General features: G+C 68.7%; 26 protein-coding genes. 17 read left to right on the plus strand and 9 right to left on the minus strand.

Annotated elements, in window-relative coordinates:
* Positions 1–27 precede the first annotated feature (27 nt).
* Complete coding sequence (locus tag ACN6M5_RS17105) at positions 28–615, plus strand: pentapeptide repeat-containing protein (RefSeq protein WP_085371189.1); 588 nt, start codon at positions 28–30, stop codon at positions 613–615.
* A gap of 3 nt (positions 616–618) precedes the next feature.
* Here the strand turns inward: ACN6M5_RS17105 and ACN6M5_RS17110 are convergent, their stop codons facing one another.
* Positions 619–1,290: an ABC transporter ATP-binding protein gene (locus ACN6M5_RS17110; RefSeq protein ID WP_434951681.1), complete on the minus strand. Its 672-nt coding sequence runs from the start codon at positions 1,288–1,290 to the stop codon at positions 619–621.
* A 19-nt stretch (positions 1,291–1,309) separates the two neighbouring features.
* Positions 1,310–2,863, minus strand: a complete 1,554-nt coding sequence (locus ACN6M5_RS17115) for an ABC transporter permease (protein ID WP_434951683.1) — start codon at positions 2,861–2,863, stop codon at positions 1,310–1,312.
* A 178-nt stretch (positions 2,864–3,041) separates the two neighbouring features.
* Here ACN6M5_RS17115 and ACN6M5_RS17120 point away from each other — a divergent pair, with 178 nt between their 5' ends.
* The 7 genes from ACN6M5_RS17120 (at position 3,042) to ACN6M5_RS17150 (ending at position 8,463) form a co-directional block, all read left to right on the plus strand.
* Positions 3,042–3,797 carry a response regulator transcription factor gene (locus ACN6M5_RS17120; RefSeq protein ID WP_179150878.1) on the plus strand — a complete coding sequence of 252 codons (756 nt, stop codon included), beginning with the start codon at positions 3,042–3,044 and terminating at the stop codon, positions 3,795–3,797.
* Positions 3,794–5,356 (plus strand): sensor histidine kinase, encoded by a 1,563-nt coding sequence (locus tag ACN6M5_RS17125; RefSeq protein WP_434951685.1) that lies wholly within the window; start codon positions 3,794–3,796, stop codon positions 5,354–5,356. Before ACN6M5_RS17120 ends, ACN6M5_RS17125 begins: the two co-directional genes overlap by 4 nt.
* Positions 5,353–6,129 carry an alpha/beta fold hydrolase gene (locus ACN6M5_RS17130; protein WP_434951688.1) on the plus strand — a complete coding sequence of 259 codons (777 nt, stop codon included), beginning with the start codon at positions 5,353–5,355 and terminating at the stop codon, positions 6,127–6,129. Before ACN6M5_RS17125 ends, ACN6M5_RS17130 begins: the two co-directional genes overlap by 4 nt.
* A 255-nt stretch (positions 6,130–6,384) precedes the next feature.
* Positions 6,385–6,900 carry a 50S ribosomal protein L10 gene (gene rplJ / locus ACN6M5_RS17135; RefSeq protein ID WP_085371184.1) on the plus strand — a complete coding sequence of 172 codons (516 nt, stop codon included), beginning with the start codon at positions 6,385–6,387 and terminating at the stop codon, positions 6,898–6,900.
* 60 nt (positions 6,901–6,960) lie between these two features.
* On the plus strand, positions 6,961–7,347 hold the full coding sequence (gene rplL, locus ACN6M5_RS17140; RefSeq protein ID WP_085371183.1) for a 50S ribosomal protein L7/L12: 387 nt from the start codon (positions 6,961–6,963) through the stop codon (positions 7,345–7,347).
* A gap of 232 nt (positions 7,348–7,579) precedes the next feature.
* Positions 7,580–7,723, plus strand: coding sequence for a hypothetical protein (locus ACN6M5_RS17145; RefSeq protein ID WP_179150873.1), 144 nt, complete (start codon positions 7,580–7,582; stop codon positions 7,721–7,723).
* A 98-nt stretch (positions 7,724–7,821) separates the two neighbouring features.
* Positions 7,822–8,463, plus strand: coding sequence for a class I SAM-dependent DNA methyltransferase (locus ACN6M5_RS17150; protein WP_434951691.1), 642 nt, complete (start codon positions 7,822–7,824; stop codon positions 8,461–8,463).
* 47 nt (positions 8,464–8,510) lie between these two features.
* On the opposite strand, the gene ACN6M5_RS17155 is transcribed toward ACN6M5_RS17150, so the two are convergent.
* A complete protein-coding gene (locus tag ACN6M5_RS17155) occupies positions 8,511–10,034 on the minus strand; it encodes an amino acid permease (RefSeq protein ID WP_434951693.1) in 1,524 nt (507 codons plus the stop codon).
* Positions 10,035–10,126: 92 nt separating this feature from the next.
* Between ACN6M5_RS17155 and ACN6M5_RS17160 the strand changes: the two genes are divergently transcribed.
* Complete coding sequence (locus ACN6M5_RS17160) at positions 10,127–10,594, plus strand: MarR family winged helix-turn-helix transcriptional regulator (RefSeq protein WP_085370975.1); 468 nt, start codon at positions 10,127–10,129, stop codon at positions 10,592–10,594.
* A gap of 91 nt (positions 10,595–10,685) precedes the next feature.
* Positions 10,686–11,924, plus strand: coding sequence for an MFS transporter (locus ACN6M5_RS17165; RefSeq protein ID WP_085370976.1), 1,239 nt, complete (start codon positions 10,686–10,688; stop codon positions 11,922–11,924).
* A gap of 215 nt (positions 11,925–12,139) precedes the next feature.
* Here ACN6M5_RS17165 and ACN6M5_RS17170 read toward each other — a convergent pair whose 3' ends face one another.
* The 5 genes from ACN6M5_RS17170 to ACN6M5_RS17190 all read right to left on the minus strand — a co-directional run bounded on the left by ACN6M5_RS17170 (position 12,140) and on the right by ACN6M5_RS17190 (position 16,730).
* Positions 12,140–13,147, minus strand: a complete 1,008-nt coding sequence (locus ACN6M5_RS17170; RefSeq protein ID WP_434951696.1) for a LacI family DNA-binding transcriptional regulator — start codon at positions 13,145–13,147, stop codon at positions 12,140–12,142.
* 15 nt (positions 13,148–13,162) lie between these two features.
* The gene (locus ACN6M5_RS17175) at positions 13,163–13,411 is read right to left on the minus strand and encodes a hypothetical protein (protein WP_085370978.1); all 249 of its coding nucleotides are present in this window, start codon (positions 13,409–13,411) and stop codon (positions 13,163–13,165) included.
* A gap of 4 nt (positions 13,412–13,415) precedes the next feature.
* On the minus strand, positions 13,416–14,330 hold the full coding sequence (locus ACN6M5_RS17180) for a carbohydrate ABC transporter permease (protein ID WP_434951698.1): 915 nt from the start codon (positions 14,328–14,330) through the stop codon (positions 13,416–13,418).
* Complete coding sequence (locus ACN6M5_RS17185) at positions 14,330–15,364, minus strand: carbohydrate ABC transporter permease (protein ID WP_085370980.1); 1,035 nt, start codon at positions 15,362–15,364, stop codon at positions 14,330–14,332. Before ACN6M5_RS17185 ends, ACN6M5_RS17180 begins: the two co-directional genes overlap by 1 nt.
* Positions 15,365–15,446: 82 nt before the next feature.
* Positions 15,447–16,730 (minus strand): ABC transporter substrate-binding protein, encoded by a 1,284-nt coding sequence (locus ACN6M5_RS17190; RefSeq protein WP_085370981.1) that lies wholly within the window; start codon positions 16,728–16,730, stop codon positions 15,447–15,449.
* A 136-nt stretch (positions 16,731–16,866) separates the two neighbouring features.
* Here ACN6M5_RS17190 and ACN6M5_RS17195 point away from each other — a divergent pair, with 136 nt between their 5' ends.
* Positions 16,867–18,753, plus strand: coding sequence for an ABC transporter ATP-binding protein (locus ACN6M5_RS17195; RefSeq protein WP_434951701.1), 1,887 nt, complete (start codon positions 16,867–16,869; stop codon positions 18,751–18,753).
* Between the two features lie 77 nt (positions 18,754–18,830).
* Positions 18,831–20,111, plus strand: a complete 1,281-nt coding sequence (locus ACN6M5_RS17200) for an Nramp family divalent metal transporter (RefSeq protein WP_434951703.1) — start codon at positions 18,831–18,833, stop codon at positions 20,109–20,111.
* Positions 20,112–20,142: 31 nt separating this feature from the next.
* Here ACN6M5_RS17200 and ACN6M5_RS17205 read toward each other — a convergent pair whose 3' ends face one another.
* Positions 20,143–20,811 (minus strand): metal-dependent transcriptional regulator, encoded by a 669-nt coding sequence (locus tag ACN6M5_RS17205; RefSeq protein WP_434951705.1) that lies wholly within the window; start codon positions 20,809–20,811, stop codon positions 20,143–20,145.
* A 49-nt stretch (positions 20,812–20,860) separates the two neighbouring features.
* On the opposite strand from ACN6M5_RS17205, the gene ACN6M5_RS17210 reads away from it, so the two are divergent.
* From ACN6M5_RS17210 to ACN6M5_RS17230, 5 genes are all read left to right on the plus strand, one after another.
* The gene (locus ACN6M5_RS17210; RefSeq protein ID WP_434951707.1) at positions 20,861–22,225 is read left to right on the plus strand and encodes a cystathionine beta-synthase; all 1,365 of its coding nucleotides are present in this window, start codon (positions 20,861–20,863) and stop codon (positions 22,223–22,225) included.
* A gap of 32 nt (positions 22,226–22,257) precedes the next feature.
* The gene (locus ACN6M5_RS17215) at positions 22,258–23,397 is read left to right on the plus strand and encodes a cystathionine gamma-synthase (protein WP_085370985.1); all 1,140 of its coding nucleotides are present in this window, start codon (positions 22,258–22,260) and stop codon (positions 23,395–23,397) included.
* Between the two features lie 67 nt (positions 23,398–23,464).
* Positions 23,465–23,881: a VOC family protein gene (locus ACN6M5_RS17220; protein WP_434951709.1), complete on the plus strand. Its 417-nt coding sequence runs from the start codon at positions 23,465–23,467 to the stop codon at positions 23,879–23,881.
* Positions 23,881–24,567, plus strand: a complete 687-nt coding sequence (locus ACN6M5_RS17225; protein ID WP_434951711.1) for an alpha/beta fold hydrolase — start codon at positions 23,881–23,883, stop codon at positions 24,565–24,567. Before ACN6M5_RS17220 ends, ACN6M5_RS17225 begins: the two co-directional genes overlap by 1 nt.
* A gap of 324 nt (positions 24,568–24,891) precedes the next feature.
* Entirely contained in the window at positions 24,892–26,184 is a 1,293-nt protein-coding gene (locus tag ACN6M5_RS17230; RefSeq protein ID WP_434951713.1) for a calcium:cation antiporter family protein, read from the plus strand.
* Positions 26,185–26,204 lie beyond the last annotated feature (20 nt).

Below are 26,204 nucleotides of genomic sequence, written 5' to 3' on the forward strand. Positions count from 1 at the left end.
GACAGCCGAGGAAACGCCAGAACCCCCATGACCGAGACCACGGTCAGAGGAGAGGACTGGTACGGCCGCGACCTCGACGGCGCGGAGTTCGAGCGGGTGGAGTTCATCGACGTGGACATGACGGAGCTGACCAGCTCCGGCGCGGTATTCACCGAGTGCACCTTCCTCAACGTCAAGTTCAACGTGAGCAGCCACACCGAGTCCGCGTTCGTGAACTGCACCTTCACGCGCTGCAACTTCTTCGACACCACCTTCACCAGGTGCAAGCTCACCGGCAGCCAGTTCGACGGCTGCGAGTTCGGCATCCTGAAGGTGGACGGCGGCAACTGGTCGTTCGTCAGCCTCCAGAAGGCCGAGCTGCGCGGTGCGGACTTCACCGGTGTGCGCCTGCGCGAGGCCGACCTCGGCTACGCCCGCTGCGTGGACGCCACCTTCGCGGGCTGCGACCTCTCCGCCGCGTGGTCGGAGGGAGCCGACTTCAGCGGCGCGACGCTGCGGGGGAGCGACCTCACCGGCCTCGACCCGCGCACCACGACTCTCCGCGGCGCGATCGTGGACGACCGCCAGGCCGTCGCCCTCGTGGAAGCGCTCGGCCTGGTGGTCCTGCCGTCCTGATCGTCAGGCGACCTCTTTCACCTGCCCGTGCTTGATGTGCAGCCGGCGCTGCGCCCGCTTGGCCACCGCAGAGTCGTGGGTGACGATCACCAGCGTCAGGCCGCGGTCGCGCCAGAGCCCTTCGAGGAGGTCCATGATCTCGTCGCGGGTCTCCTCGTCCAGGTTGCCCGTCGGCTCGTCGGCGAGGAGAACCCCGGGGTTCTTCACCAGGGCGCGCGCGATGGCGACGCGCTGCTGCTGACCGCCGGACAGCTCGGACGGCAGGTGGCTGCCGCGGTCGGCGAGCCCCACCGACGCGAGGGCCTCTGCGGCCCGGCGCTTCCGCTCCTCCCCGCTCACCTTGAGGGGAGCGAGCGCGGTCTCCACATTCTCCTGCGCCGTCAGCGTCGGGATGAGGTTGAAGCCCTGGAAGACGAACCCGATCTCCGTGGCACGGATGGCGGTGAGCTTGCCGTCGCCGAGACCGGACAGGCTCGCCTTCTCCAGCTCGACCGATCCGGTGGTCGGCCGGTCGAGGGCGCCGAGCATCTGCAGCAGGGTCGACTTGCCCCCGCCGGTCGGTCCCTGGATCGCGACGAGCTGCCCATCCGGGATGTGCAGGGTCACGTCGTTGAGGGCGACCACCTCGCGCTTGGACTGCGAGTACTTCTTGGTGACGTTCGTGAGTGTGTACACGTTCTCTCCTCTGGATGGCTCAGGCGACGGAGCGGAGGGCGGCCGCTGGACGGAGACGGGATGCGCGCCAGCCGCCGATGGCTCCGGCGAGCAGGCCGCCGATGACGGCGAGGCCCACGGCGATGACGATCACCCAGACGGTGACCGGGGCGTGCAGGGCGATGTCTGTCGTCGCGTTGGCTGCGGCCGTGCGGGCGCCGGCGAAAGCGCCGCCTCCGCCGAAGCCGCCCCCGCCGAAGCCGCTCCCCGTGCCACCGGTCCTCGCGCCTCCGCCGGTCCGGGCGGCCGCCTCGACGGCGGTGCTGCCGACCCGGCCGGACAGGGTGGGCGAGACGATGTTGACGATGAGCACGCCGATCAGCCCGACGGCCACGCCGATCACACCGCCGATCAGGCCCTGCACCACGGACTCGCCCGCCACCTGGCCGACGATGCGGCCGTTGGACCAGCCGATGGCCTTGAGGGTGCCGAACTCACGGGTGCGGCGCGTGACGCCGGAGATCGTGAAGAGGATCGCGATGAGGAAGGCAGCGGCGAGCACGATGATCGACAGCCAGGTTCCGAGGTTGGCGATCAGGTCGCCCGCTGTTCCGAGCGAGCCGGAGACACTGGATGCGAGATCGGCCTGGGTGCTGACGGTCGCCTTCGGGAGCGCCGTCGTCAGGTCCGTCTTGATCTGGCCGATGTCGCTGGCCGACGACGCCGTCACGTAGACGGAGCTGATCTTGCCGGTCTGGCCGGACAGCTTCTGGGCGACGTCGAGCGGGATGTATGCGTTGGCCGCCGTGGTCGAGTCGCTGCCCGTGGCGGCGACGATGCCGACGACCTTGAAGTCCGTGCCGCCGATGGTCACGGTGTCTCCGACCGCCTTGCTGCCGGTTTTGGCGTACGCCTGGTCGAGCACGACCACGTCCTTGCCGGTGTCGGACGCCGTGAACGCGCGCCCGCTGGACAGCGTCACCGAGGAGAGCGGGCCGACCGACTTGCCTGCCGGGTCGAGTCCGAGCACGGAGAAGGAGTCGACGCTGAACGAGCTTCCGCCCGCTCCGTCTGCGCCGCCGGTCGGTGCGGGACTCGGAACGGCCGCTCCTCCGCCTGTGCCGCCGGCCTGCCGCTCCTCGCGCAGCTGCTGGAAGTTGGGGAGCGTGCCGGAGAAGCTCGTGTTGGTGAGCGAGAGCACAGCCGCAGCGGCCGAGACGTTCTGGACCTTCTTGACCGTCGTCAGCGTTGTCGCATCCATCACCGTCGCGCCGCGGGTGGGTTCGAGACGGGAGGTGTTCACCGTGCGGCCTGCTCCGGTGTCCGTTCCCGCGCCCGCGCCGAAGTCGAACCGCGGACCTCCACCCTCGGCCTGGCCGGTGGTGGCGCTCTGCGCGGTGGCCGGCTCGCTGACAGTGATGTCCGTGCCCACGCCGTAGACCGACTGGAGCACGCTCGCCTGCGCGGCCTTCACCCCGGCCGAGACGGAGTTGACGATGATGACGAGCGCGATCGCGAGGGCCATGCCGACCGCGATGATCACTGTCTGTTTGCGGCGATTGATGAGCTCGCGCCGCAGATAAGTCCCGAACATTGTGCTTCCGTCTCTCTCGGGTTGGTCAAGGGGGCGATCTGGACGTTAGGAGCGCGGATTAGGGCACGGCTATGGCATGGCTATGGTTTGGCTGTGGGCCACTGCAGCCCCTCACAGATTTCCCATAGCTTTCGCATAGCCGACATCAAGTGCGCTCCTCATAATGGGAAAGGTGACCATGAACTCGCGTGCCGCCTCCGGCACCACCAGCCAGCCAAGAAGCCTCCTGCGCCGCGCGGACGGCAGCGCGATCCGCGTGCTCGTCGTCGACGACGAGGCCACGCTGACGGACTTGCTCTCGATGGCCCTGCACTACGAGGACTGGGACGTGAAGACCGCATCCAACGGCCAGCAGGCGCTGCAGCTCTCGCGCGAATTCAAGCCGGACGTCGTCGTGCTCGACATCATGCTCCCCGACATCGACGGGCTGCAGGTGCTGTCCAGGATGCGCGCGGACGGCAACGAGGCCCCCGTCCTCTTCCTCACGGCGAAGGACTCGCTGGACGACCGCATCGCCGGGCTCACCGCCGGGGGAGACGACTACGTCACCAAGCCGTTCAGCCTCGAAGAGCTGGTCGCCCGCCTGCGCGGCCTGCTGCGCCGCTCGCGCGCCGCCGTCGCCGACGAGAACGACCCCGTGCTGATCGTCGGCGACCTCGTCCTCGACGAGGACAGCTACGAGGTGCACCGCGACGGCCAGCAGATCCAGCTGACCGCCACCGAGTTCGAGCTGCTGCGGTTCCTGATGCGCAACCCGCGTCGTGTGCTCAGCAAGACCCAGATCCTGGACCGCGTGTGGAGTTACGACTTCGGCGGCTCGTCCAGCGTTGTCGAGCTCTACATCTCCTACCTGCGCAAGAAGATCGACTCCGGTAGGGCGCCGATGATCCACACGGTGCGCGGCGCCGGCTACATGGTCAAGGCGGCGCAATGACGTCAGCCCGCGCGACGGGCACACCGACAGAGTCAGGCGGGCGGTCGCTCTTCTCGCGCATCCGGCCGTTCCGTTCCTGGACCATCCGCAGCCGCGTCGTCCTCGTGGTCGTCGCGATGCTCGCGGTGCTCGGCGCGGTGATCGGCACGATCAGCGTCGTCGCTCTGCAGAGCTACCTGATGACCAGGCTCGACGGGCAGCTGACGAGCGCGGTCGCGCGCGGCCAGAGCGCGGCGGACCGGGCGTACGGCCCGGCCCCGACCGGCCCGGACGCGACGCGGATCGTGAACACCCCCGGCCAGCCGGTCGGGACGTTCGGCGTGGTGCGCAGCGGCAGCATGCTGCTCTACCCGGCCATCCTCGGCACCCGCCCTTCCGGATCGTCGACCGATCCGGCAGCGCCGCAGGTGGTCACCATCGCGACGAGGGACCTCATCTCCATGCCGGCGGACGGCAAGCCGCGCACGGTGGACCTCGGCTCGTCGCTCGGCGAGTACCGGGTGGCCGGCGCCGAGCTCATCAACGGCGACAGCGTCATCATCGGCCTCCCGCTCAGCGAGGTGAACGCCACCGTCTCCCAGCTCACGCTGGTGATCGCGCTGGTCACGCTCGCCGGGCTGATCTTCGCGTTCCTGATCGCGAGCTTCGTCGTGCGGCTGGCGATGCGCCCGCTCGCGCGGGTGGCGGGCACCGCCCAGCAGGTGGCGGAGATGCCCCTCGACCGCGGCGACGTCGCCCTCTCCGTGCGCGTCCCGGAGGCGGACACCGACCCGCACACCGAGGTCGGCACCGTGGGATCCGCCCTCAACCGGATGCTCGGCCACGTCGCCTCCGCGCTGACCGCCCGCCAGGCGAGCGAGCAGAAGGTGCGGCAGTTCGTCGCGGACGCCAGCCACGAGCTGCGCACGCCGCTCGCCTCCATCCGGGGCTACGCGGAGCTGACCAGGCGCTCGCCGCACGAGCTGCCCGCCGACGTCACTCGCTCGCTCGGCCGGATCGAGTCGGAGGCCACCAGGATGACCTCCCTGGTCGAGGACCTGCTGCTGCTCGCCAGGCTCGACGAGGGCCGCGAGCTCGACCGCGATCCGGTGGACCTCTCCATGCTGCTGATCGACGCGCTGAGCGACGCGCACGCCGCAGGGCCGGACCACACCTGGTCGATCGTCCTGCCGGAGGAGCCCGTCGAAGTGATCGGCGACCAGCCGCGCCTGCACCAGGTGGTCACGAACCTGCTGGCGAACGCGCGCGTCCACACGCCGGAGGGGACGAAGGTGGTCGCCGAGCTCGCCGTCGACGAGGCGGCAGACCGCGCCATCATCTCCATCACGGACGACGGCCCCGGCATCCCGGACGAACTGCGGTCGACCCTGTTCGAGCGGTTCGCCCGCGGAGACAGCTCCCGCAACCGTGCCACGGGCTCCACCGGTCTCGGCCTCGCCATCGTGAGCGCGGTGGTGGATGCGCACGGCGGCGAACTGGCCGTGCGCAGCGAGCCGGGAGAGACCGTCTTCTCCGTCTCGCTGCCGCTCGCGCATCCGGACGGCGAGGAGACACCGTGACCCCGGGCATCCTGGCCACCGCCACCTACGGCCGGGTGGATGCGCCACCGCTGCTGTTCATCCGCGCCCTCCCCGCCGAGGTGGACAACCCGCGCGGTGTCGACCGCATCATGGAGCGCCTGATCCTGCGCGGCCCTGCCGGCGTCAGCCGCGTCCACGCCGTCGGACGACCCGCGTATCTGCCCACCGACTTCGACATGCCGGAGATCGCCGACATCTACGCCCGCTATCTGCGCGAGCACTTCGACCGACCCGTCGCGCTGATGGGCCTGTCGACGGGAGCGAGCGTCGCGCTGCAGCTCGCCGCCGATCACCCGACGCTCGTGAAATCGCTCGTCGTCGCCGCAGGTTCCGGACGGCTCAGCGCGCGCGGCAGGGCCATCCAGCGCCGCTACGTCTCGCTGCTCACGGCCGCCGACCGGCGTGCGTACGCCGAGCTGGCCAGCGCCACCATGAACTCGAAGCACTTCGACGGAGTGGTCAGACTCGCCAGCAGGATCGCTCCCAAACCGGACGACCCGGAGAGCCTGATCGCCCTCGTCCGCGCCGAAGACCGCTACGACATGCTCGGACGGGCGCACCGCATCACCGCTCCCACGCTCATCCTCTCCGGTGAGCGCGACGTGTTCTACCCGCCGACGCTCGGACGGGAGACCGCGGAACGCATCCGGCGCGCCAGCCAGATCGTCTACCGCGGCCGTGCGCACGGCGGGGTGCCGCTGCACCCGCACTTCGCGCGGGACATCGCCGGATTCCTCAGCGCGCACGCGTGAGCGGCGGCTTCGCCGGCCGGATTTGCGCGAGCACCGCGCATCCCGTACTCTGTACGAAGCCAAAGACCGCTGGTTGTCGTGCTCGCACGACGAGAAGTTCCACTCAGGTGGGCGCCCGCGCAGGTGTATGAAGCAGTTCTCGCAGGTTCTCCTGCGTCGCCAGCTCCGTGCCTCTGCGCCGGAGCTTTTTTCATGCCGGCGGTCTGGGCGCACATCGCTCCCGCGGTGTGCGACGTAGATATAGAGGAGTAGGCCATGGCGAACAAGGAAGCCACGGTTGCCGAACTCGAGAACCTGTTCACGAGCTCGACCGCCGTTCTGCTGACCGAGTACCGCGGTCTCACTGTTGCTCAGCTCAAGACGCTGCGCAAGTCCATCAGTGAGCACGCGACGTACGCCGTGGTGAAGAACACGCTGACCAAGATCGCTGCCAACAAGGCCGGGATCTCGTCGTTCGATGAGGAGCTCGTTGGCCCCTCCGCGATCGCTTTCGTCCACGGTGACCCTGTCGCCGTCGCGAAGTCGCTGCGTGACTTCACCAAGGCAAACCCTCTCCTGGTGGTCAAGGGCGGTTACTTCGACGGTAACCCGCTGACCGCAGAAGAGGTAGGCAAGCTCGCCGACCTCGAGTCCCGTGAGGTTCTGCTGGCCAAGCTGGCCGGCGCCTTCAAGGCCTCGCTGTTCGGAGCCGCATATCTGTTCAACGCACCGCTGTCGCAGGCCGTTCGCACGGTCGACGCGCTGCGTGAGAAGCAGGAGTCCGCTGCGTAATCCATCCCCCGGGATGCGTTACCAGCGGTGAGTACACGAGAAAAATCTAAGGAGAAAATCATGGCAAAGCTGTCGACTGACGAGCTGCTCGAGGCGTTCAAGGAGCTCACCCTGATCGAGCTCAGCGAGTTCGTGAAGAAGTTCGAGGAGACCTTCGAGGTCACCGCCGCCGCCCCCGTCGCCGTTGCTGCGGCCGGTGCAGGCGCTGCCGCTCCCGCGGAAGAGGTCGAGGAGAAGGACTCCTTCGACGTCGTCCTCGAGGCTGCCGGTGACAAGAAGATCCAGGTCATCAAGGAGGTGCGCGCCCTCACCAGCCTCGGCCTCGGTGAGGCGAAGGCCCTCGTTGACGGCGCTCCGAGCACCGTGCTCGAAGGCGCCAACAAGGAGACCGCAGACAAGGCAAAGGCACAGCTCGAAGAGGCTGGCGCCACCATCACCCTCAAGTAGTCGGCGCCCCATCGGGGCTCTTTCTACCGCAGGCTGACTGCCGTAACGCGACGCGGACTCCTCGCAAGACGAGTATCCGCGTTGTGAAGGGCGTCGCCCCCGCAACGGGGCGACGCCCTTCGTGCGTTTAACGACGCCGATCGACGTGGATGCTCGACCACCCACCGCGTCCGATCGCGCCTGCTTGCGTGCATCGGTGTGCAAGGACGCACAACCGTAAGGAAGAACCACGATGAACCGATCCAGGTGGCGTGCATACGCCGCATACTGGCGCGACCTGACCGTCGCAACCCTGTCGGGTGAGACCAGGGAGAGTTCAGCTCACCCGCCGGATCTCTACCGCAGCACCGCTCTGTACGAGCGGTTCCTGCGGTAGCCCCCGACCCCATGAGAACGCCCCCGGTTACTGTGTCCATCGCAGGTGGCCGGGGGCGTTTCCCTTTTCCCGGTAGACCTTCTCTCTAGACTGCTGGCATGACCGAGCATCCGGATGTGATCGCCACCAGAAACGCGTACGACACGGTCGCCGTCGACTACGCGGCGCTGCTGCGGGACGAGCTGGCGGGGAAGACGCTCGACCGGGCGATGCTGGCCGCATTCGCGGAGCACGTCCTGGCGGACGGCGGGGGAGAGGTGGCCGACCTGGGCTGCGGTCCCGGACGGGTGACGGTGCACCTCGCCGGGCTCGGGCTCGACGCGTTCGGCATCGACCTGTCTCCGGCGATGGTCGAGGTCGCCAGGGAGAGCTATCCGGAGCTGCTGTTCGAGGTGGGCACGATGGCGGCGCTCGACCTCCCGGATGCTGCGCTCGCCGGCGCGGTCGCCTGGTATTCGATCATCCACACGCCGCCCGAGCGGCAGCACATCCTGTTCGCGGAGTTCGCCAGAGTGGTGCGGCCCGGCGGGTGGCTACTGCTGGCGTTCCAGGTGGGCGACGATGTCGTCGCCCTGCGCCATGCGTACGGCCACGACCTGGAACTGGATGCGTACCGCCAGTCGCCCGACCGCATCCGGAGCCTGCTGACCGACGCGGGCTTCACCGAGCACACCCGCCTCGTGCGCGCCCCCGAGCATCCCGAGAAGGTGCCCCAGGCCTACCTGCTGGCCCGCCGCTGACGACGAGACACCAGTAACTGCTGCGCATCCCGGGCGTTTCGCGACAGTTACTGGTATCTCGGCGGCTCTGCGGTGGGGATGGGGCCGGTGGGGGTGAGGTCGGTGGAGGGAAGCGCGCGGGCGGCCCTGGCCGCGGCGACGAGGGCGACGCGGCGGCGCACGCCGAACCAGCCGAGGACGAGGGCGGGGATGACGACTACCACCGCCGTGCCGAAGGTGAACGTGCCGGTGGGGTAGTCGAGCAGGATGAGGACGGCGACCGTTCCGAGGAAGCCGAGCGTGAGGTACGCCGTGAACGGCGCTCCCGGCAGCCGGAACGACGGGCGCCGGACGAGGCCGCCGATGGAGAGCCTGCGCAGCCGGATCTGGCACAGCACGATCACGCCCCAGGCGGTGAGGGTGCCGAGCGCCGTGAGGTTGATGCCGATCTCGAACGCGTCCTCGGGGACGACGGCGTTGAGCCCCACGCCGAGCAGCGCCATCGCGCCGGTGATCAGGATGCCGCCGTACGGCACCCCGTGCCTGCTCAGTTTCGTGGTGGAGACCGGGGCGGTGCCGCGGAGCGCGAGCGACCGCGCGATGCGTCCGGTGGAGTAGAGGCCGGCGTTGAGCGACGAGAGCGCAGCGGTCAGGACGACCATGTTCATCACGACGTCCGCCCCCTCGACCCCGATGGAGGCGAAGAACGTGACGAACGGGCTCGTGCCCTTCTCGAACGCCGTGTACGGCAGGAGCAGCGACAGCAGGGTGATCGAGCCGACGTAGAACAGGGCGATGCGCAGGATGACCGAGTTGATGGCGCGGGGCATCGTCTTCTGCGGGTCGGGGGTCTCTCCCGCCGCCATGCCGACGAGTTCGATCGCCCCGTAGGCGAAGACGACGCCCTGGATGACGAGGACCGCGGGGAGCACGCCGTTCGGGAAGAACCCCCCGCTCTCGGCGAAGAGCGCGAAGCCGGGGGTGCGCCCGTCGATGGGGGTGCCGAAGACGACGAAGAGGATGCCGATGACCAGGAACGAGACGAGGGCGGCCACCTTGATGATGGAGAACCAGAACTCGAGCTCGCCGAACACCTTCACGGACAGCAGGTTGAGCAGCAGCACCACGACCAGGGCGGCGAGGGCGAAGATCCACTGCGGCACGACGGCGAAGAACTCCACGTACGTGCCGAAGAACGAGAGGTAGAGCGCGATGGCTGTGATGTCGACGATGGCGATCATCGCCCAGTAGATCCAGTACGACCATCCGGCAACGAAGGCGAGCTTCTCCCCGAAGAACTCCCTGGCGTACGAGACGAACGAGCCGGAGTCCGGCCGGTGCAGCACCAGTTCGCCGAGCGCACGCAGGATGAAGAACGCGAACAGGCCGCAGATCGCGTAGACGATGAGCAGGCTCGGCCCGGCGGAGGCCAGGCGTCCGCCTGCGCCGAGGAAGAGGCCGGTGCCGATGGCCCCGCCCACCGCGATCATCTGGATGTGTCGGCGCTTGAGGCCCTTCTCGTACGAGCCTGCGTCGTCCTGGGCGGCGAGCAGTTCGGCGGTCTCGTGCGGGGTGCGTCGGGTGCTGGGCATCTGAACATTAAACACGACACTAAAACCTAGCCATTTGAAATACTGAAACGAAATCAGTTGATTTATATAGCGTGGCTATATATAATCGAAGCATGACACACAGCACCCCCAGTGATCTCCGGGAGACCCTCGGCGATCTCGTCGTCGCGAGTCACCGGCTGACACGCCTCGCCGCCCGCGTCACGGGCAACACCGAGTCGCCCGCCACCTGGCGCACGCTCAGCGTCCTGCAGTCCTCCGGCGCCATGCGCCTCGGCGAGCTCGCCGCGCACAGCAGAGTCTCGCAGCCCACCATGACCAAGCTCGTCCGCAATCTGGTCGAGGCGGAGTGGGTCAAGCGCATCGCAGACACCGACGACGCCCGCGCCTGGCAGATCGCCGTCACGCCGAAGGGCGAGAAGGCGCTGCAGAACTGGCGCGACGAACTCTCCGGCGCCCTCGTGCCGATGTTCGACGACCTCACGGACGACGAGCTGGCCGCCCTGCGCGCCACCGTGCGCATCATCGGATCGCGCGTCGGCCTCGCCGCACCGGCCGAGGCGCTCGCCACCGCCCCGTAACGCATCCCTCGCCGCCGTCGGCACCGTCCGCATACCCGGCACCGTCACCACTTCACGCTTCCCCACCGACCAATCGGAGCCCATCACCTCTATGTCCCACGACAAACCAAGCAACCTCCTCAAGCAGCCGAGTGCCGTCTGGGCCGTCGCCTTCGCGTCGGTCATCGCCTTCATGGGCATCGGCCTCGTCGACCCGATCCTCCCCGCCATCGCCAAGAGCCTGGAGGCCACCCCGACGGAGACGGAGATGCTGTTCACCAGCTACCTCCTGATCACCGGGATCGCGATGTTCTTCAGCAGCTGGATCTCCAGCAGGATCGGCGCCAAGAAGACGCTGCTGATCGGCCTGGCGCTCATCGTGCTGTTCGCGCTCGCCGCCGGTCTCTCGCAGAACGTCGAGTCGATCATCGGCTTCCGCGCAGGATGGGGGCTCGGCAACGCGCTCTTCATCTCCACCGCCCTCGCCACCATCGTGGGAGCGGCGGCCGGAGGCACGTCGTCGGCGATCATCCTGTACGAGGCGGCTCTCGGTCTCGGCATCGCGATCGGTCCGCTGCTCGGCGGCCTGCTCGGAAGCTGGAGCTGGCGCGGACCGTTCTTCGGCACGGCGACGCTGATGGCGGTCGGCTTCATCGCCATCGTCCTGATGCTGAAGAAGTCGCCGGAGAAACCGCAGCCCACCAGCATCTCCGCGCCGTTCAAGGCGCTCGCCAAGCCGGCGCTCGGCTTCCTCGCCGCTGCCGCCCTGTTCTACAACATCGGCTTCTTCGTGCTGCTCGCGTACACGCCGTTCGCCCTGGTGCCGCTCGGGATGGGCAGCGCGATCTCGCTGGGACTGGTCTTCTTCGGCTGGGGCGTCGCCCTCGCGATCACCTCGGTCTGGGGCGCACCGCTGCTGACCAGCAGGCTGCCGCGCACCAGGGTGCTCTGGATCGTGATGCCGCTGCTCGCCATCGACCTGGCCGTCGCCGGGCTCCTGATCGGCTCGCTCGTCGGACTGATCGTCTGCGTGATCGTCGGCGGTCTGCTGCTCGGCGTGCTGAACACGGTGCTCACCGAGTGCGTGATGGAGGCGACGGACCTGCCGCGCTCCGTCGCATCCAGTGCGTACTCCGGTGTGCGCTTCCTCGGCGGCGCCATCGCCCCGCCGGCGGCGACCCTCCTGGCCGACACGATCTCGCCGGCCACCCCGTTCTTCGCCGGTGCCGTCTCCGTGCTCGTCGCGGTGATCCTGGTGGTGGTCGGCCACCGTCACCTCAAGCGCGTCGACGGCGTCGAGGAGACGACGATCGAAGAGGCGGAGGCCGTCTCGATCGGAGACGCCGCGTAGCGGGAACGCCCGCGAATTCGAAGAGCCGCCCTGTTCCTAGGCAGGGCGGCTCTTCCCGTTCCCGAGTTAGGAGCTCGAGAACAGGCGACATCGACAGCAGTTGATCGCGCCTACCCGAAAGGCACGATCAGCCGGACGTTCGCTCGGCTATTCTTTCAGATCGCTCAGCCCGCGACCTACTACGTTGTAACGCCGCGCGTGTCGGGGGTGCGCCCTCAGCGCGGCGGGGAGGTGGAACCGCGCAGCTTCAGCGTCGCGGTCGACCGCACGGACCGGCTGCGCGGCTGACCGCCCGCCAGCTCGTCCAGCAGGATGCGCGCGGCGACGGAACCCTGGTCGAACGGGTCCTGCGCCATCGTCGTCAGCTGGAACGACGCGGCGAAATCGTGGTCGTCGATCCCGATCACGGACAGGTCGCCCGGTACGGACAGGCCGTGGTCCGCCGCGGCGAGCATGGCTCCCATCGCCATCTCGTCCGAACCGGCGAAGACCGCCGTCGGCCGGGGGCCCGGCCGGTCGAGCAGGGCGTTCATCGCCGAGCGCCCGAGCGGGAGGGAGAACCCGCCCGGGATGACCCACTCCGGGCGCACGGGGAGGCCCGCATCCCGCATCGCCTGCTGGAAACCGTGCAGGCGGCCGATCGGGACCTGCCTGTTCAGGCCCTCCTCGTCCTCGCCGCCGATGTGCGCGATGTCGGTGTGACCGAGCCCGATCAGGTGCTCCGTCGCGGTGCGCGCCGTCGCGCGCTCGTCGATTCCGACGCTGCGCAGGCCCTTCACCGGGCCGCCGACGACGATGGTCGGATGGCCGAGCGAGGCGAGCTGGTGGCGCTCATCCGGCGTGAAGTCAAGGCAGAGGGCGAGCAGAGCATCCGTCCTCTTGCGCAGGATGCTGCGGTGGAAGACCCGCTCCCTGTCGCCGCGGTGGCCGCCCAGGTTGAACAGGATCATGTCGTAGCTGGCGGAGCGCAGCTCGGCGTCCACGCCCTCCAGCACGGAGGTGTAGAACCAGCGGCTCACGGACGGCACGACGACGCCCATCGCCAGCGTGCGCCCGCTCGCCAGCCCGGAAGCGCTCGACGACGCGACGTAGCCCAGCTCGTCCGCTGCCCTCCGCACCGCGGCACGCGTCTTGTCCGACACGTTCGGCAGCCCCCGGAGCGCGCGCGAAACCGTCGCGGTCGAGACGCCCGTCGCGCGCGCGACCTCGTCGATCCCTGCCATGCCGTTCCCCGTCGGTCAGGAGCCCTGGTGGGGCTGAGTGACGCGCTCCCCGTCCTCCGCCGGCAGGCGCGAGGCGACGATGCGCCGCCGCGCCTGCCAGAGGAGCACGAGGATGAGGACGAGAGCCAGCAGCGTCAGCGCCCAGCCGAGGGCGTCGACACCGGTCAGCTCGCAGACGATCGTGACGATCAGGAACGCGAACGCGAAGAACCCGGCGATGCCGATACCGACATCGACCAGTTCGAGCGAATCGTCCCAGCGCATGTGATCAGCCTTTCACACCACCGGCGGTGAGCCCGGCGACGATACGGCGCTGGAAGATCAGCACCAGGATGACCAGAGGGACCGTCACGATCGTTCCGGCCGCCATGACGGCGGTGTACGGCTCCTGGTGCGGCTGGCTGCCGGCGAAGGAGGCGATGGCGACGGTGACGGGCTGCGTGGCGTCACTCGACAGCTGGCTGGAGATCAGGTACTCGTTCCACGAGGAGATGAACGCCAGGATCGCTGTCGTGAAGACGGCGGGAGCCGCCAGCGGGAGGATGATCTTCCGGAAGGCCTGAGCCTGCGTGCACCCGTCGATCCTCGCCGCCTCCTCGAGGTCCCACGGCATCTCGCGGAAGAACGAGGTGAGCGTGTAGACCGTGAGCGGCAGCACGAACGAGATGCTCGGGATGATTAGAGCCTGGTACGTGCCCATCCAGCCGATGTTCGTGAACAGCTGGAACAGCGGCGTGATGAGCGCGACGCCCGGGAACATGGATGCGCCGAGGATGAGCCCGAGCACGATGCCCTTGAACTTGAAGTCCAGGCGGGCGAGTGCGTACGCGGCGAACGTTCCGACCAGCAGGGCGATGATCGTGACGCAGGCTCCGATGAACAGCGAGTTCAGGAGCGCCTGGCCGAGATGGTTGCCGAGCTTGGTGGAGAACGCCGTCGCGTAGTTGTCCCAGGTGAAGTGGGTGAACCACGGCGTGGTGTCGAACGTGTATCCGACATCGCGGAACGAGGTCACGACCATCCAGTAGAACGGGAGGAGGCACCACAGCACGATGATGATCGCGCTGACGCCGGTGCGGATGCCCGCGTTGCGCTGGCGCGACTTCGCCTTGGACCTCTGCTTGGTGCGGGGGAGTGCTTTCGCCTCCGCTGTGGCCGCTGCCGGCCCTGCGACGGTGGTCATCACTTCGCTCCCTTCTGCTGGGCTTCCTGCGTTCTGACCACGTTGGTCCCGAGGAACCTGACGAAGATGAACGCGACGAGGAAGATGAGGATGAACGTGATCGTCGACAGGGCGGAGGCGCTGTTGAAGCCCTGCCTGATCTGATCGACCACGAGGATCGAGAGGGTGGTCGTGGCATTACCGGTGCCACCACCTCCGCCGGTGAGGATCGCTGGCAGGTCGTAGATGCGGAGGGCGTCGAGCACGCGGAACAGCACGGCCACGAGGAGCGCGGGCTTCACCAGCGGCATCGTGACACGCCAGAACCGCTGCCAGGTGGTGGCGCCGTCGACCTTGGCGGCCTCGTACACCTCCTCCGGGATGATCTGCAGTCCGGCCAGGATGAGCAGCGCCATGAACGGCGTGGTCTTCCAGGTGTCGGCGATGATCACCGCGAACCGGGATGCCCATTCGTCGCTCGTCCAGAGGATGTGCGCTCCGAGCACGGCGTTGGCGATTCCGGCGACCGAGAAGATGAAGTACCAGAGCTTCGCGGTGACGGCGGTGGGGATGGCCCACGGCACCAGGATGGCGGCACGGACGAGGCCGCGGCCGCGGAACGTGCGGTTCATGATGAAGGCGAACCACATCCCGAGCACCGTCTCCAGGACCACCGTGGTGACGGTGAAGAAGAAGGTGACGAAGACGGCGTTCCAGAACTGCGATCCCAGGTTGCCCGGCGGGCAGGTGATGGTCTCGCCGTTCGGGCCTGCGCACTGCTGGAACAGCCAGTGCGCGTAGTTCTGGAAGCCGGCGAAGCCGCCCTGGACGAACAGGCCGGTCGCCGGGTCGAGTCCGGCGTCCTTCTGGAACGACATGATGATCGCGCTGACCACCGGGTAGCCGATGACGATCGCGAGCAGGACGAGGGTGGGGAGGATGAGGTAGAGCGCCCAGCGACTCTGCTGACGGCGGTTCTTCTTCACCCCAGCGCGCACTTGCGGCGACTTGGGGCTGCGGGTTCCTGGCGGGGCGACGACGTTCGACGTTGACATGTGAGGCCTCCGAGACGATTTCAGGGGAAGAGGGACCGGGCGGCGGGAGAGTTCCCGCCGCCCGGTGGCCGCATCCGGTCGGTTATCCGGCGCTCGCGGTCTTGATGGCCGCAGCCATGTCCTTCAGCGCCTGGTCGACCGACTTGTCACCCTTCAGCGCTGCGTAGGAGTTGTCCTGCACCGCCTTGGTGATGGCCGGGTAGAACGGCGAGACGGGACGCGGGACCGCGTTCTCGATCGACGTCTTCAGGGTCGACAGGTACGGCAGCTGGGTGTTCAGGCCGGCGTCGTCGTACAGCGACGACAGCACGGGTGCCAGCGAGCCCTGGGTCACGAAGAACTTCTGGGTCTCTTCGCTCTGCAGGAACTTCAGGAACGAGAACGCCGTCGCCTTGTGCTTCGAGTAGACGCTGATCGCCGCGTTGTGGCCGCCCAGGCTGGACACGCCGGGCTTGTCGGCGGTGACGCCGGGAAGCGGAGCGATGCCGAAGGTGTCCTTCACGGTCGAGCTTCCGTCGGTCTTGGCCAGGTTGTAGACGTACGGCCAGTTGCGCAGGAAGAGGAGCTTGCCTGCCTCGAACGCCTGGCGTCCCTGCTCCTCCTGGTACGTGATGGCCTCTGCCGGGATCTGCCCGTTCTTGAAGCCGTCCGTCAGCCGGGTGAGACCGGCGTTGGCTTCGGAGCTGTCCACGGTGACCGTCTTGCCGTCGTCGCCGACGATGGTGCCGCCGTTGGTGTTGATGGCTTCAGCCACGTTCACCGTGAGGCCCTCGTACTTGGCGAACTGACCGGCGTAGCAGCCGATGCCCTTCGCCTTGGCGATGTCGCAGTCCTTGAGCATCTCGTCCCAGGTCTTCGGCGGGGTCGGCACGAGGTCCTTGCGATAGTAGAGGATGCCACCGTCCGAGGTCTGCGGCGCCGCGTACTGCGTGCCGTTGTACGTGCCGGACTTGACGGTCGGGGCCAGGAGCGCCGAGTTGTCCATCTTGAGGTCGCCGGTCAGCGGCTGCAGCCAGCCCTTGGCCGCGAACTCTCCTGTCCAGACCACGTCGACATCGACCACGTCGTATCCGGAGTCCTTGGCCTGGAAGTGCTGGACCAGGTCGTCGTGCTGCTGGTCTGCCTGGTCGGACTGCTCCTTGAAGGTGACCTTCTCGTCCGGGTGGGCTGCGTTCCACTTGTCGACGAGGGGGCGGACGACGTTGGAGTTGTCCTTGCCCTGAACGTAGGTGATCGGGCCTTTCCCTGTCAGGTTGGCGCTGGCGTCTCCGCCCCCGCTGCCCCCTGAACCACCACCGGTGCATCCCGCCAGCGCGAGGCCGACGACGGCCACTCCGGCGATCACCGAGAGACGTGCTGCTTTCATTTCACTCCTCGTTGAGCTCTTGGTGCGGACGCGGGCGCGCCCGAGACGGACGCTACCCCCGTCGTGGGGTGGAATGCAAGCGTTTACGTCAAGCGCTTGCATCACGGTTGGGTCACGCCGGGGCTACGCTGAAACCATGAGCGGGATGCGCGGCATGGCCGGCGGTGGAGGCGGCGGTCGTGGCCGGGTCAGCGGCGGCGACGCCGAGGCGCAGCGGGCTCTGAACGCGACGGCCCCGAAGATCCCGAACCTGTTCCGCCGCATCACGACGCTGTTCGCGCCACACCGCACGGCGATCATCGTCACGATGGTGCTCGTGCTCATCGGAGCAGCGCTATCGGTCGTTCCTCCTCTTCTCACTCAGAGGGCGTTCGACGAGGGCCTGTTCCCGAAGAGCGGGAAGCCCGACATGGAGGCGCTGATCACGATCGTCGTCGTGATGATCGTGGTGTTCGTCGGCTCGGCGCTGCTCGGCGTCTGGCAGACGTACCTGACCGCCTCGGTGGGCAACAAGGTGATGGGGGCGCTCCGCGTCCGGCTGTTCTCCCACCTCCAGTCGATGGAGCTCAGCTTCTTCACGAAGACCAAGACGGGCATCATCCAGTCGCGGCTGCAGAACGACGTGGGCGGGGTGGCGAACGTCCTCACCAACACCATGTCGAGCATCCTGGGCAACACGGTCACGGTGATCGCGGCGTTCGTGGCGATGATCCTGCTCAACTGGCAGCTGACCATCGTGGCCGTCATCCTGATGCCGATCCTGGTGATCGCGCAGCGCAGGGTCGGCCAGGTGCGCGCGCGGATCGCGACCAAGACGCAGGAGTCGCTGTCGGACATGACGGCGATCACGCAGGAGACCCTGAGCGTGTCCGGCATCCTGCTGTCGAAGAGCTTCAACAGGCAGGCGGCGGAGGTCGGCAGGTACTCCGACGAGAACGCCAACCAGATCCGCCTGCAGGTGTCGCAGTCGATGAGCGGCCAGTGGTTCTTCGCGATGGTGAACATCTTCCTGTCGTCCATCCCCGCCATCGTCTACCTGGTCTCCGGCTGGCTGGTGCTGGGCGGCGCGACCGACATCACGGCCGGGACGATCGTGGCGTTCACCACGGTGCAGGCCAGGCTGCTCTTCCCCCTGCTCGCGCTGATGAGGGTCGCGCTCGACCTCCAGACCTCCGGGGCCCTGTTCGCCCGCATCTTCGAGTACCTCGATCTGAAGCCCGCCATCGCCGACCAGCCGGATGCGGTCCCCGTCGACCCGGCGCGCGACCTCGGCCGCATCGAGTTCGACCACGTCGTGTTCCGCTATCCGGATGCGCGCGACGGAGAGCGGAACACCCTCGACGACGTGTCGTTCGTGATCAGGCCCGGCGAGTTCGCGGCGTTCGTCGGCCCGTCCGGCGCGGGCAAGACCACCGTCTCGTACCTCATCCCGCGCTTCTACGACGCGACGAGCGGGCGCATCCTGTTCGGCGACACGGACATCCGGTCGCTGCAGCAGGACTCTCTGGTGTCGCACATCGGCGTCGTCAGCCAGGAGACCTACCTCTTCCACGCCACCATCGGGGAGAACCTGCGATACGCCCGCCCGGATGCGACGCAGGAGGAGATCGAGGAGGCGACGAGGAAGGCGAACATCCACGACACCATCGCCGGATTCCCCGACGGCTACGACACGGTGGTCGGCGAGCGCGGCTACCGGCTGTCCGGCGGGGAGAAGCAGCGCATCGCCATCGCGCGGGTGCTGCTGAAGGACCCGGAGGTGCTGATCCTCGACGAGGCGACCAGCGCCCTCGACTCCATCTCGGAGCGCGTGGTGCAGCAGGCGCTGGACACCGCATCCCGGGGCAGGACCACCATCGCCATCGCCCACCGGTTGTCGACCATCGTCGCTGCCGACGTCATCTTCGTGATCGACCACGGCCGGCTGGTCGAGCGCGGCACGCACCGGGAGCTGCTGGAGCAGGGCGGCGTATACGCCAGGCTCTACCGCGAGCAGACGGAGGGCGCGCTGCTCGACGACTGACGCCTTCTCGCCACCACGCCGCCACCCTTCACGCCGCCAGTGTTAGGCTGTGCTAACAATCGGGTTAGGGGCGTGGGATGGCGGAGGCCGTGGAGACGACGGAGTCGCGTCCGGCGCGCGCCCGGCGTTCATTCGCCCGGCGCCCATCGTCCCGGCTGTTCCTGCTGCTCGGACCCGCGTTCGTCGCAGCCATCGCGTACGTCGACCCCGGCAACGTCGCCGCCAACCTCACCGCGGGAGCGCAGTACGGCTACCTCCTGGTCTGGGTGCTCGTCGCGGCGAACGTGATCGCCGTGTTCGTGCAGTACCAGTCGGCGAAGCTCGGCATCGTGACCGGCCGCAGCCTGCCCGAACTGCTCGGCTCCCGGCTCGGCACCGGCGGGCGGCGCGCCTTCTGGGTGCAGGCGGAGCTGGTCGCGGCGGCGACCGACCTGGCGGAGGTGATCGGCGGAGCCATCGCGCTCAACCTGCTGTTCGGGCTGCCGCTCCCGCTCGGCGGCCTGGTGGTCGGCGTGGTCGCCATCGGCATCCTCGCCGTGCAGTCGCGCCGAGGCCAGCGCCCGTTCGAGGCGGTCATCCTGGGACTCCTCGGCGTGATCTCCGTCGGCTTCCTCGCCGGGCTGTTCGTGAGCCCGGTGGACTGGGGTGCTGCGGCGGGCGGCCTGGTGCCGCGCTTCGACGGGGCTCCGACGGTGCTGCTGGCGGCGAGCATGCTCGGAGCGACCGTCATGCCGCACGCGATCTACCTGCACTCCGCACTCGCCAGGGACAGGCACGGCCACGCCTCGACCCCGGATGCGCGACGCACCCTCCTCCGCGCGACCCGCGTCGATGTGGTCGCGGCCCTCGTGCTCGCCGGCGCCGTCAACATCGCGATGCTCCTGCTCGCCGCGGCCTCCCTCGGCGGGGCGGACGGAACGGACACGATCGAGGGGGCGCACGCGGCCATCACGGCGGCGCTCGGACCGGTGGTGGGGATCGCGTTCGCGGTCGGGCTGCTGGCGTCCGGGCTCGCATCCACGTCGGTGGGGAGCTACGCGGGGGCGACGATCATGGCGGGGCTGCTGACGGTGCGCATCCCGTTGCTGACGCGGCGCATCGTCACGCTCATCCCGGCCATCGTGATCCTGGCGCTCGGCGTCGAGCCGACCTGGGCGCTCGTGATCAGCCAGGTGTTCCTGAGCCTCGGCATCCCGTTCGCGATGATCCCGCTGCTGCGGCTGACCGCGTCGAAGGACGTGATGGGCGACCGCGCGGACAGCGTGTGGATGCGCGTGGCCGGGATCGGGATCGCGGCGCTCGTCGTCGTGCTCAACGTCGCGCTGGTGGTGCTGACGGTGGCGCAGTGGGTCGGCTGATGCCGCCCGGCCGCTGAATCAGGCCGCTGAGTCAGGCTTCTGTCACCCACACCGCGCCGGCGGCCGTCTCGCCCAGCACGACCTCCGCGCCTGCCAGCCGCACGGTGATGTCCCCGGCGAACTGGCGGTGCTCGTCGACGCTCAGCTCGGCGTCCGGCACGATGCCGCGGTCGGCCAGGTAGCGGAGGATCGCCGGGTCCGCGTCCGAGATGCGCGACACCGTCAGGGGGACGCCGGTGTGCGCGGCGAGCATGGGCGTCGCGTCCGGTCTGTGCGCGATGCCGTCCGCGCTCGGGATGGGGTCGCCGTGCGGATCGCGGGACGGGTAGCCGAGCCTGCGGTCGATGCGCTCGACCAGCTCGTCGGAGACGGCGTGCTCCAGCACCTCCGCCTCGTCGTGCACCTCGTCCCAGCCGTAGCCGAGCTCCTCCACCAGGAACGTCTCGATGAGCCGGTGCCTGCGCACCATCGCGACCGCGTGGCGGCGGCCCGCGTCCGTCAGCTCGATGCCGCCGTAGGGCTCGTGCACGAGCATCCCCTGGTCGGCGAGACGGCGGATGCCGTCGGAGATGGTGGCGGCGCGGACGCCGAGGCGTTCGGCGAGCTGCTTGACCGTGATGGGCGTCTCCGCCCATTCGGTCGCGGACCAGATGACTTTGAGGTAATCCTGGGCCACGGTCGAGAGGTCGGACACTGGCATGTCGTAATTCTACGGGCGGTGCGCACGCGGCACTGTTACGGTTGGTCGCGTGAATTACGCAGAGACCATCATCGACTTGGTCGGCGACACTCCGCTCGTGAAGCTCAACAGGCTGACCGACGGAATCGCGGCGACGGTGCTCGTCAAACTCGAGTACCTGAACCCCGGAGGTTCGTCGAAGGACCGCATTGCAACCCGCATCATCGACGCTGCGGAGAAAGAGGGGCTCCTGAAGCCCGGCGGGACGATTGTCGAACCGACGAGCGGCAACACCGGCGTCGGGCTCGCGCTCGTCGCCCAGCAGCGCGGATACAAGTGCGTCTTCGTGCTGCCGGACAAGGTGGGGGAGGACAAGCGCAACGTCCTCACCGCATACGGAGCGGAGATCGTGGTCACGCCGACCTCGGTGGCGCCGGAGCATCCCGACTCCTACTACAGCGTCTCCGACCGGCTGGCGGCCGAGATCCCCGGGGCGTTCAAGCCCAACCAGTACTTCAACCCGAACGGGCCGCGCAGCCACTACGAGACCACCGGGCCGGAGATCTGGCGCGACACCGACCAGAAGGTGACCCACGTGGTCATCGGCGTCGGCACCGGCGGCACGATCAGCGGCACGGGGAAGTTTCTCAAGGAGGCGTCCGACGGCGCCGTGCGCGTGATCGGCGCAGACCCGGAGGGCTCGGTCTACTCCGGCGGCACCGGACGCCCGTACCTCGTCGAGGGTGTCGGAGAGGACTTCTGGCCGGGCGCATACGACCCGACCGTGGTGGACGAGGTCATCGCGATCTCCGATGCGGAGTCGTTCCACGTCACCCGGCGGCTCGCCCGCGAGGAGGGCATCCTGGTCGGCGGTTCGAGCGGCATGGCCGTCGCAGCGGCGCTCAAGGCCGCGAAAGACCTGTCGGCGGACGACATCGTCGTGGTCATCCTCCCGGACGGCGGACGCGGCTACCTCGCCAAGATCTTCAACGACAAGTGGATGCGGTCCTACGGCTTCAGCGACGTCCCGGACGAGGCGACGGTGCACGACGTCATCAAGACGAAGAGCGGCGCACTGCCCGACCTGGTGCACACGCACCCCTCGGAGACCGTGCGCGACGCCATCCAGATCATGAACACGTACGGCGTCTCGCAGTTGCCGGTCCTCACGGCGGAGCCGCCCGTGGTGATGGGCGAGGTGGCGGGAGCACTCGACGAGACCTCGCTGGTCGACGCCGTGTTCAGCGGTCGCGCCCAGATGACCGACGACGTCGGCGCGCACATCGGCGCTCCGTTCCAGCTGATCGGCATCAACGAGCCGGTCAGCGCGGCGCGCGCGGCCCTCGCCACCGCGAACGCCCTCCTGGTCACGGAAGACGGCAAACCCGTCGCCGTGCTCACCAGGCAGGACCTCCTCAACTTCCTCAGCGAATGACAACCGACTCCAGAAAGACAGCAGACAGACCCATGAAGTTCGCAACCAACGCCATCCACGTCGGCCAGGAGTTCGACCCGACGACGGGCGCGATCATCCCGCCGATCTACCAGACGTCGACGTTCGTCCAGGACGGTGTCGGCGGCCTGCGCGGCGGCTACGAGTACAGCAGGGGCGGCAACCCGACGCGCACCTCGCTGGAGACGCTGCTCGCCGCGCTGGAGGGTGGAGTGAGCGCGCTGTCGTTCGCGTCCGGACTCGCGGCGGAGGACGCGCTGCTGCGCGCCGTCTTGAAGCCGGGCGACCACGTCGTGCTCGGCAACGACGTCTACGGGGGAACCCACCGGCTGATCAACCGCATCCACGGTGCGTGGGACATCCGCAACACCACGGTCGACCTCACCGACCTGGATGCGGTCCGCACCGCGCTGCAGGCCGACGGCACGAAGGTGCTCTGGATCGAGACGCCGAGCAACCCGCTGATGAAGGTGAGCGACATCGCCGCCCTGGCCGAGCTCGGCCACGCGGTCGGAGCGCTCGTGGTCGTGGACAACACGTTCGCGTCCCCTGCGCTGCAGCAGCCGCTGTCGCTCGGGGCCGACGTGGTCGCGCACTCGACCACCAAGTACCTCGGCGGCCACTCCGACGTGCTCGGCGGGGCGCTCGTCTTCGCCGACGAGGAGCTCGCGGGCCGGGTGCAGTTCATCCAGTTCGCGGCCGGCGCCGTGTCGTCCCCGATGGATGCGTGGCTCACCACGCGCGGCATCAAGACCCTCGCTGTGCGCATGCAGCGCCACACCGAGAACGCGCAGGCCATCGCGGAGGCCCTGGTCGGCCGCGACGGCATCGACGCCGTCTACTACCCCGGCCTGCCCAGCCACCCCGGCCACGAGCTGGCCGCGCGCCAGATGAGCGGCTTCGGCGGGATGCTCTCCGTCGCCCTCAGCGGCGGTGCAGCGGCGGCGCGCAGCTTCGCGGAGTCGACGGAGGTGTTCCAGCTCGCGGAGTCCCTCGGCGGCGTCGAGTCCCTGATCGGCTACCCGAGCGAGATGACGCACGCCTCGGTGCGCGGCACGGAACTCGAGGTGCCGGACAACGTCATCCGGCTCTCCGTCGGCATCGAGGACGTCTCCGACCTGCTCGCCGACATCGACCAGGCGCTGTCCCGCTAGGCGGTGGCGCCCGCTCGGCGGCTGCGCCCGCTCGCCGCATGTCGGCGGCGGGCGCTAGCGTCGAGCCATGGAACAGCGAGTGAGTTTGATCACGTTGGGTGTTGCCGACCTGGAGCGGGCGCGGCGCTTCTACGAGGAGGGCTTGGGCTGGACACCGACGCAGGCGCTCGACGGCGTCTGCTTCTACCAGCTGCCGGGGATCGCGCTCGGCCTGTTCGGCAGGGATGACCTCGCCGAGGACGCGAAGCATCCGATCGACGGCACGTTCAGCGGCATCACCATCGCCATCAACCAGCCGTCCGAGGAGGCCGTCGACCGGGTGTTCGCCGAGGCGGAGGCCGCGGGGGCGAGCATCCTGAAGCCGGCGGAGCGCGTGTTCTGGGGCGGATACTCCGGATACTTCGCCGACCTCGACGGTCACGTCTGGGAGGTCGCGTACAACCCGGACTGGACCGTCAACGACGACGGAACGCTCACCATCTGATGCGGTACGTGCTTCTGCCGGGGGCGGGTGGGGCCGCATTCGTCTGGCATCGCGTGGTGGAGCAGCTGACCGCCAGGGGGCTGGATGCGGTGGCCGTCGAGTTCGTGACCGGTGACGGCCACGGGCTCGCCGACTACGCGGACGCAGCCGTCGCCGCGGCTGAGGGCGCCGACGATGTCGTGCTGGTTGCACAGTCGATGGGCGGCTTCACCGCTGCCGTCGCCGCGCAGCGCCTGCCGGTGAGCGGGATCGTGTTCCTCAACGCGATGATCCCCGTGCCCGGCGAGTCGGCCGGAGGCTGGTGGGAGGCGGTCGGTCACGATGCCGCGATGCGCGAGAACGACATCGCGGCAGGGCGCGACCCCGACGCCGAGTTCGACATCGACCTCTACTTCTTCCACGACGTGCCGGAGGAGGAACGCGACGCGCTCGAACAGCAGGAGGGCGACGCGGACTCCGAGGCGATGTTCGCCGAGCCGTGCGACTTCCCCGGCTGGCCGGATGTGCCGCTCACGGTGATCGCCGGCGACGACGACCGGCTGTTCCCCGCCGCGTTCCAGGAGCGCGTCGCCCGCGAGCGCCTCTCCGTGGATGCGCACCGCGTGCCCGGCGGTCATCTCGCCGCGCTGTCGCATCCAGAGCCGATCGTCGAGCTTCTCCTGACGGCGGGCCGAACGGCGGAATGAGGCCGGCCCGCGCGCGCATGTCAGGCGGGCCTAAACGCTGGGAGAGTGCCCGGCCGGCCCCTCGCGGGGCGCGCATCCCGGGCAGGATGGAAGGCATCGAAGGGGAGTAGTTCCCACCGCCCGAACCGCCGGTTGCGATCCGTCGCACGGTGCGGGGATGGCGACGCGGTTCGTCGACATACTGGCTGGTCACGGAGACCGGCCCGGCGCACCACCCGCACAGTGCAGCCTGCGTGCGGGCGAACCTTCGGTCGGCCATTCCCGGCGACCGAGTCACCCCTGTGCATTCTTTCGGTCGCCGCCTGTGATCGAAAGGGTCTCCCCGTGTCGAATCCGCACCCTCCCACCGCGTCCGTCTGGCGCCGTCTCGTCCTCCCGCTCGGGGTCGTGGCGCTGATCGCCGCCCAGGGCGTCGCCCTGACGCTGAGCGGCGTGCACGTTCCCCCGCTCATCGGGGTGCTGTCGTTCGGCGTCGCGATCGTCGCCGCGGCCTTCGCTCTCGCCTGGGCCGGGGAGGCGGCCGAGGTCGACATCTCAGGCGGTCTCGCCGTCGGACTGCTAGCGATCATCGCGATCCTGCCCGAGTACGCGATCGACCTCTATTTCGCGTTCAGCGCGGGCTCTGACCCGTCTCAAGCTCCGTACGCCGCCGCCAATATGACCGGCTCCAACCGGTTGCTGCTCGGATTCGGCTGGCCGTTCATCCTGCTGGTGGCGTTCCTCGCGTTCCTGGCAGCGCGTCGCCGCCGGACGCCCGCCGATCCGGATGTGCAGGCGAAGCCGTTCGCGATCCGGCTGCCGCACGGCAACCGCGTCGAGCTCGGGCTGCTGCTTGTCGCGTCGGTGCTCACCCTGGTCATCCCGCTGACCGGGCAGATCCACGTCGTGCTCGGTGTCCTGCTGCTCGCGCTCTTCGCCTACTACCTGTGGCGGGTGTCGACCGGCGAGAGCGACGAGCCGGAGCTCGTCGGTGTCGCGCACAGCATCGGCACACTGCCGACCCGTGCCCGCCGGGCGACGGTCGTGACGATCTTCGTGCTCGCCGCCGTCATCATCCTGCTGCTCGCCGAGCCGTTCGCCACCAGCCTGGTGGAGGGAGGGCGGGCGCTCGGGATCGACGACTTCCTGCTCGTGCAGTGGCTCGCACCGCTCGCCTCCGAGGCTCCGGAGTTCGTGATCGCTGTGCTCTTCGCGCTGCGCGGCAAGGCGGCGATGGGCATCGGCATCCTGCTCGCCAGCAAGGTCAACCAGTGGACGGCGCTGGTCGGGACGCTGCCCATCGCCCACCTCATCGGCGGCGGAGGGATGGCCCTGCCGATGGATGCGCGGCAGGTGGAGGAGTTCACGCTGACCGCGACCCAGACCATCCTGGGCGTCGCCATGCTGCTCACGCTCCGGTTCAGCGGGCGCTGGGCCGTCGCCCTGTTCGTGCTGTTCGCCGCGACGTTCGTGTTCACGTCGACCGAGGCGCGACTGATCGTCTCCGCCGTGTACGCCGTGCTCGCCATCGCCCTGTTCGTCGTGCGGAGGCGGACGCTGCTGCCGACCATCACCGCCCCCTTCCGGTTCGCGAAGCGGGAGGAGCCCGCCGCCCTGGAACCGGAGCGCTCCGCCTAGCTCTGCGTCGTCCGGTTACG

This window comes from Leifsonia araucanica (genome assembly GCF_051161895.1).
In the GTDB taxonomy this organism is placed as follows: domain Bacteria; phylum Actinomycetota; class Actinomycetes; order Actinomycetales; family Microbacteriaceae; genus Leifsonia.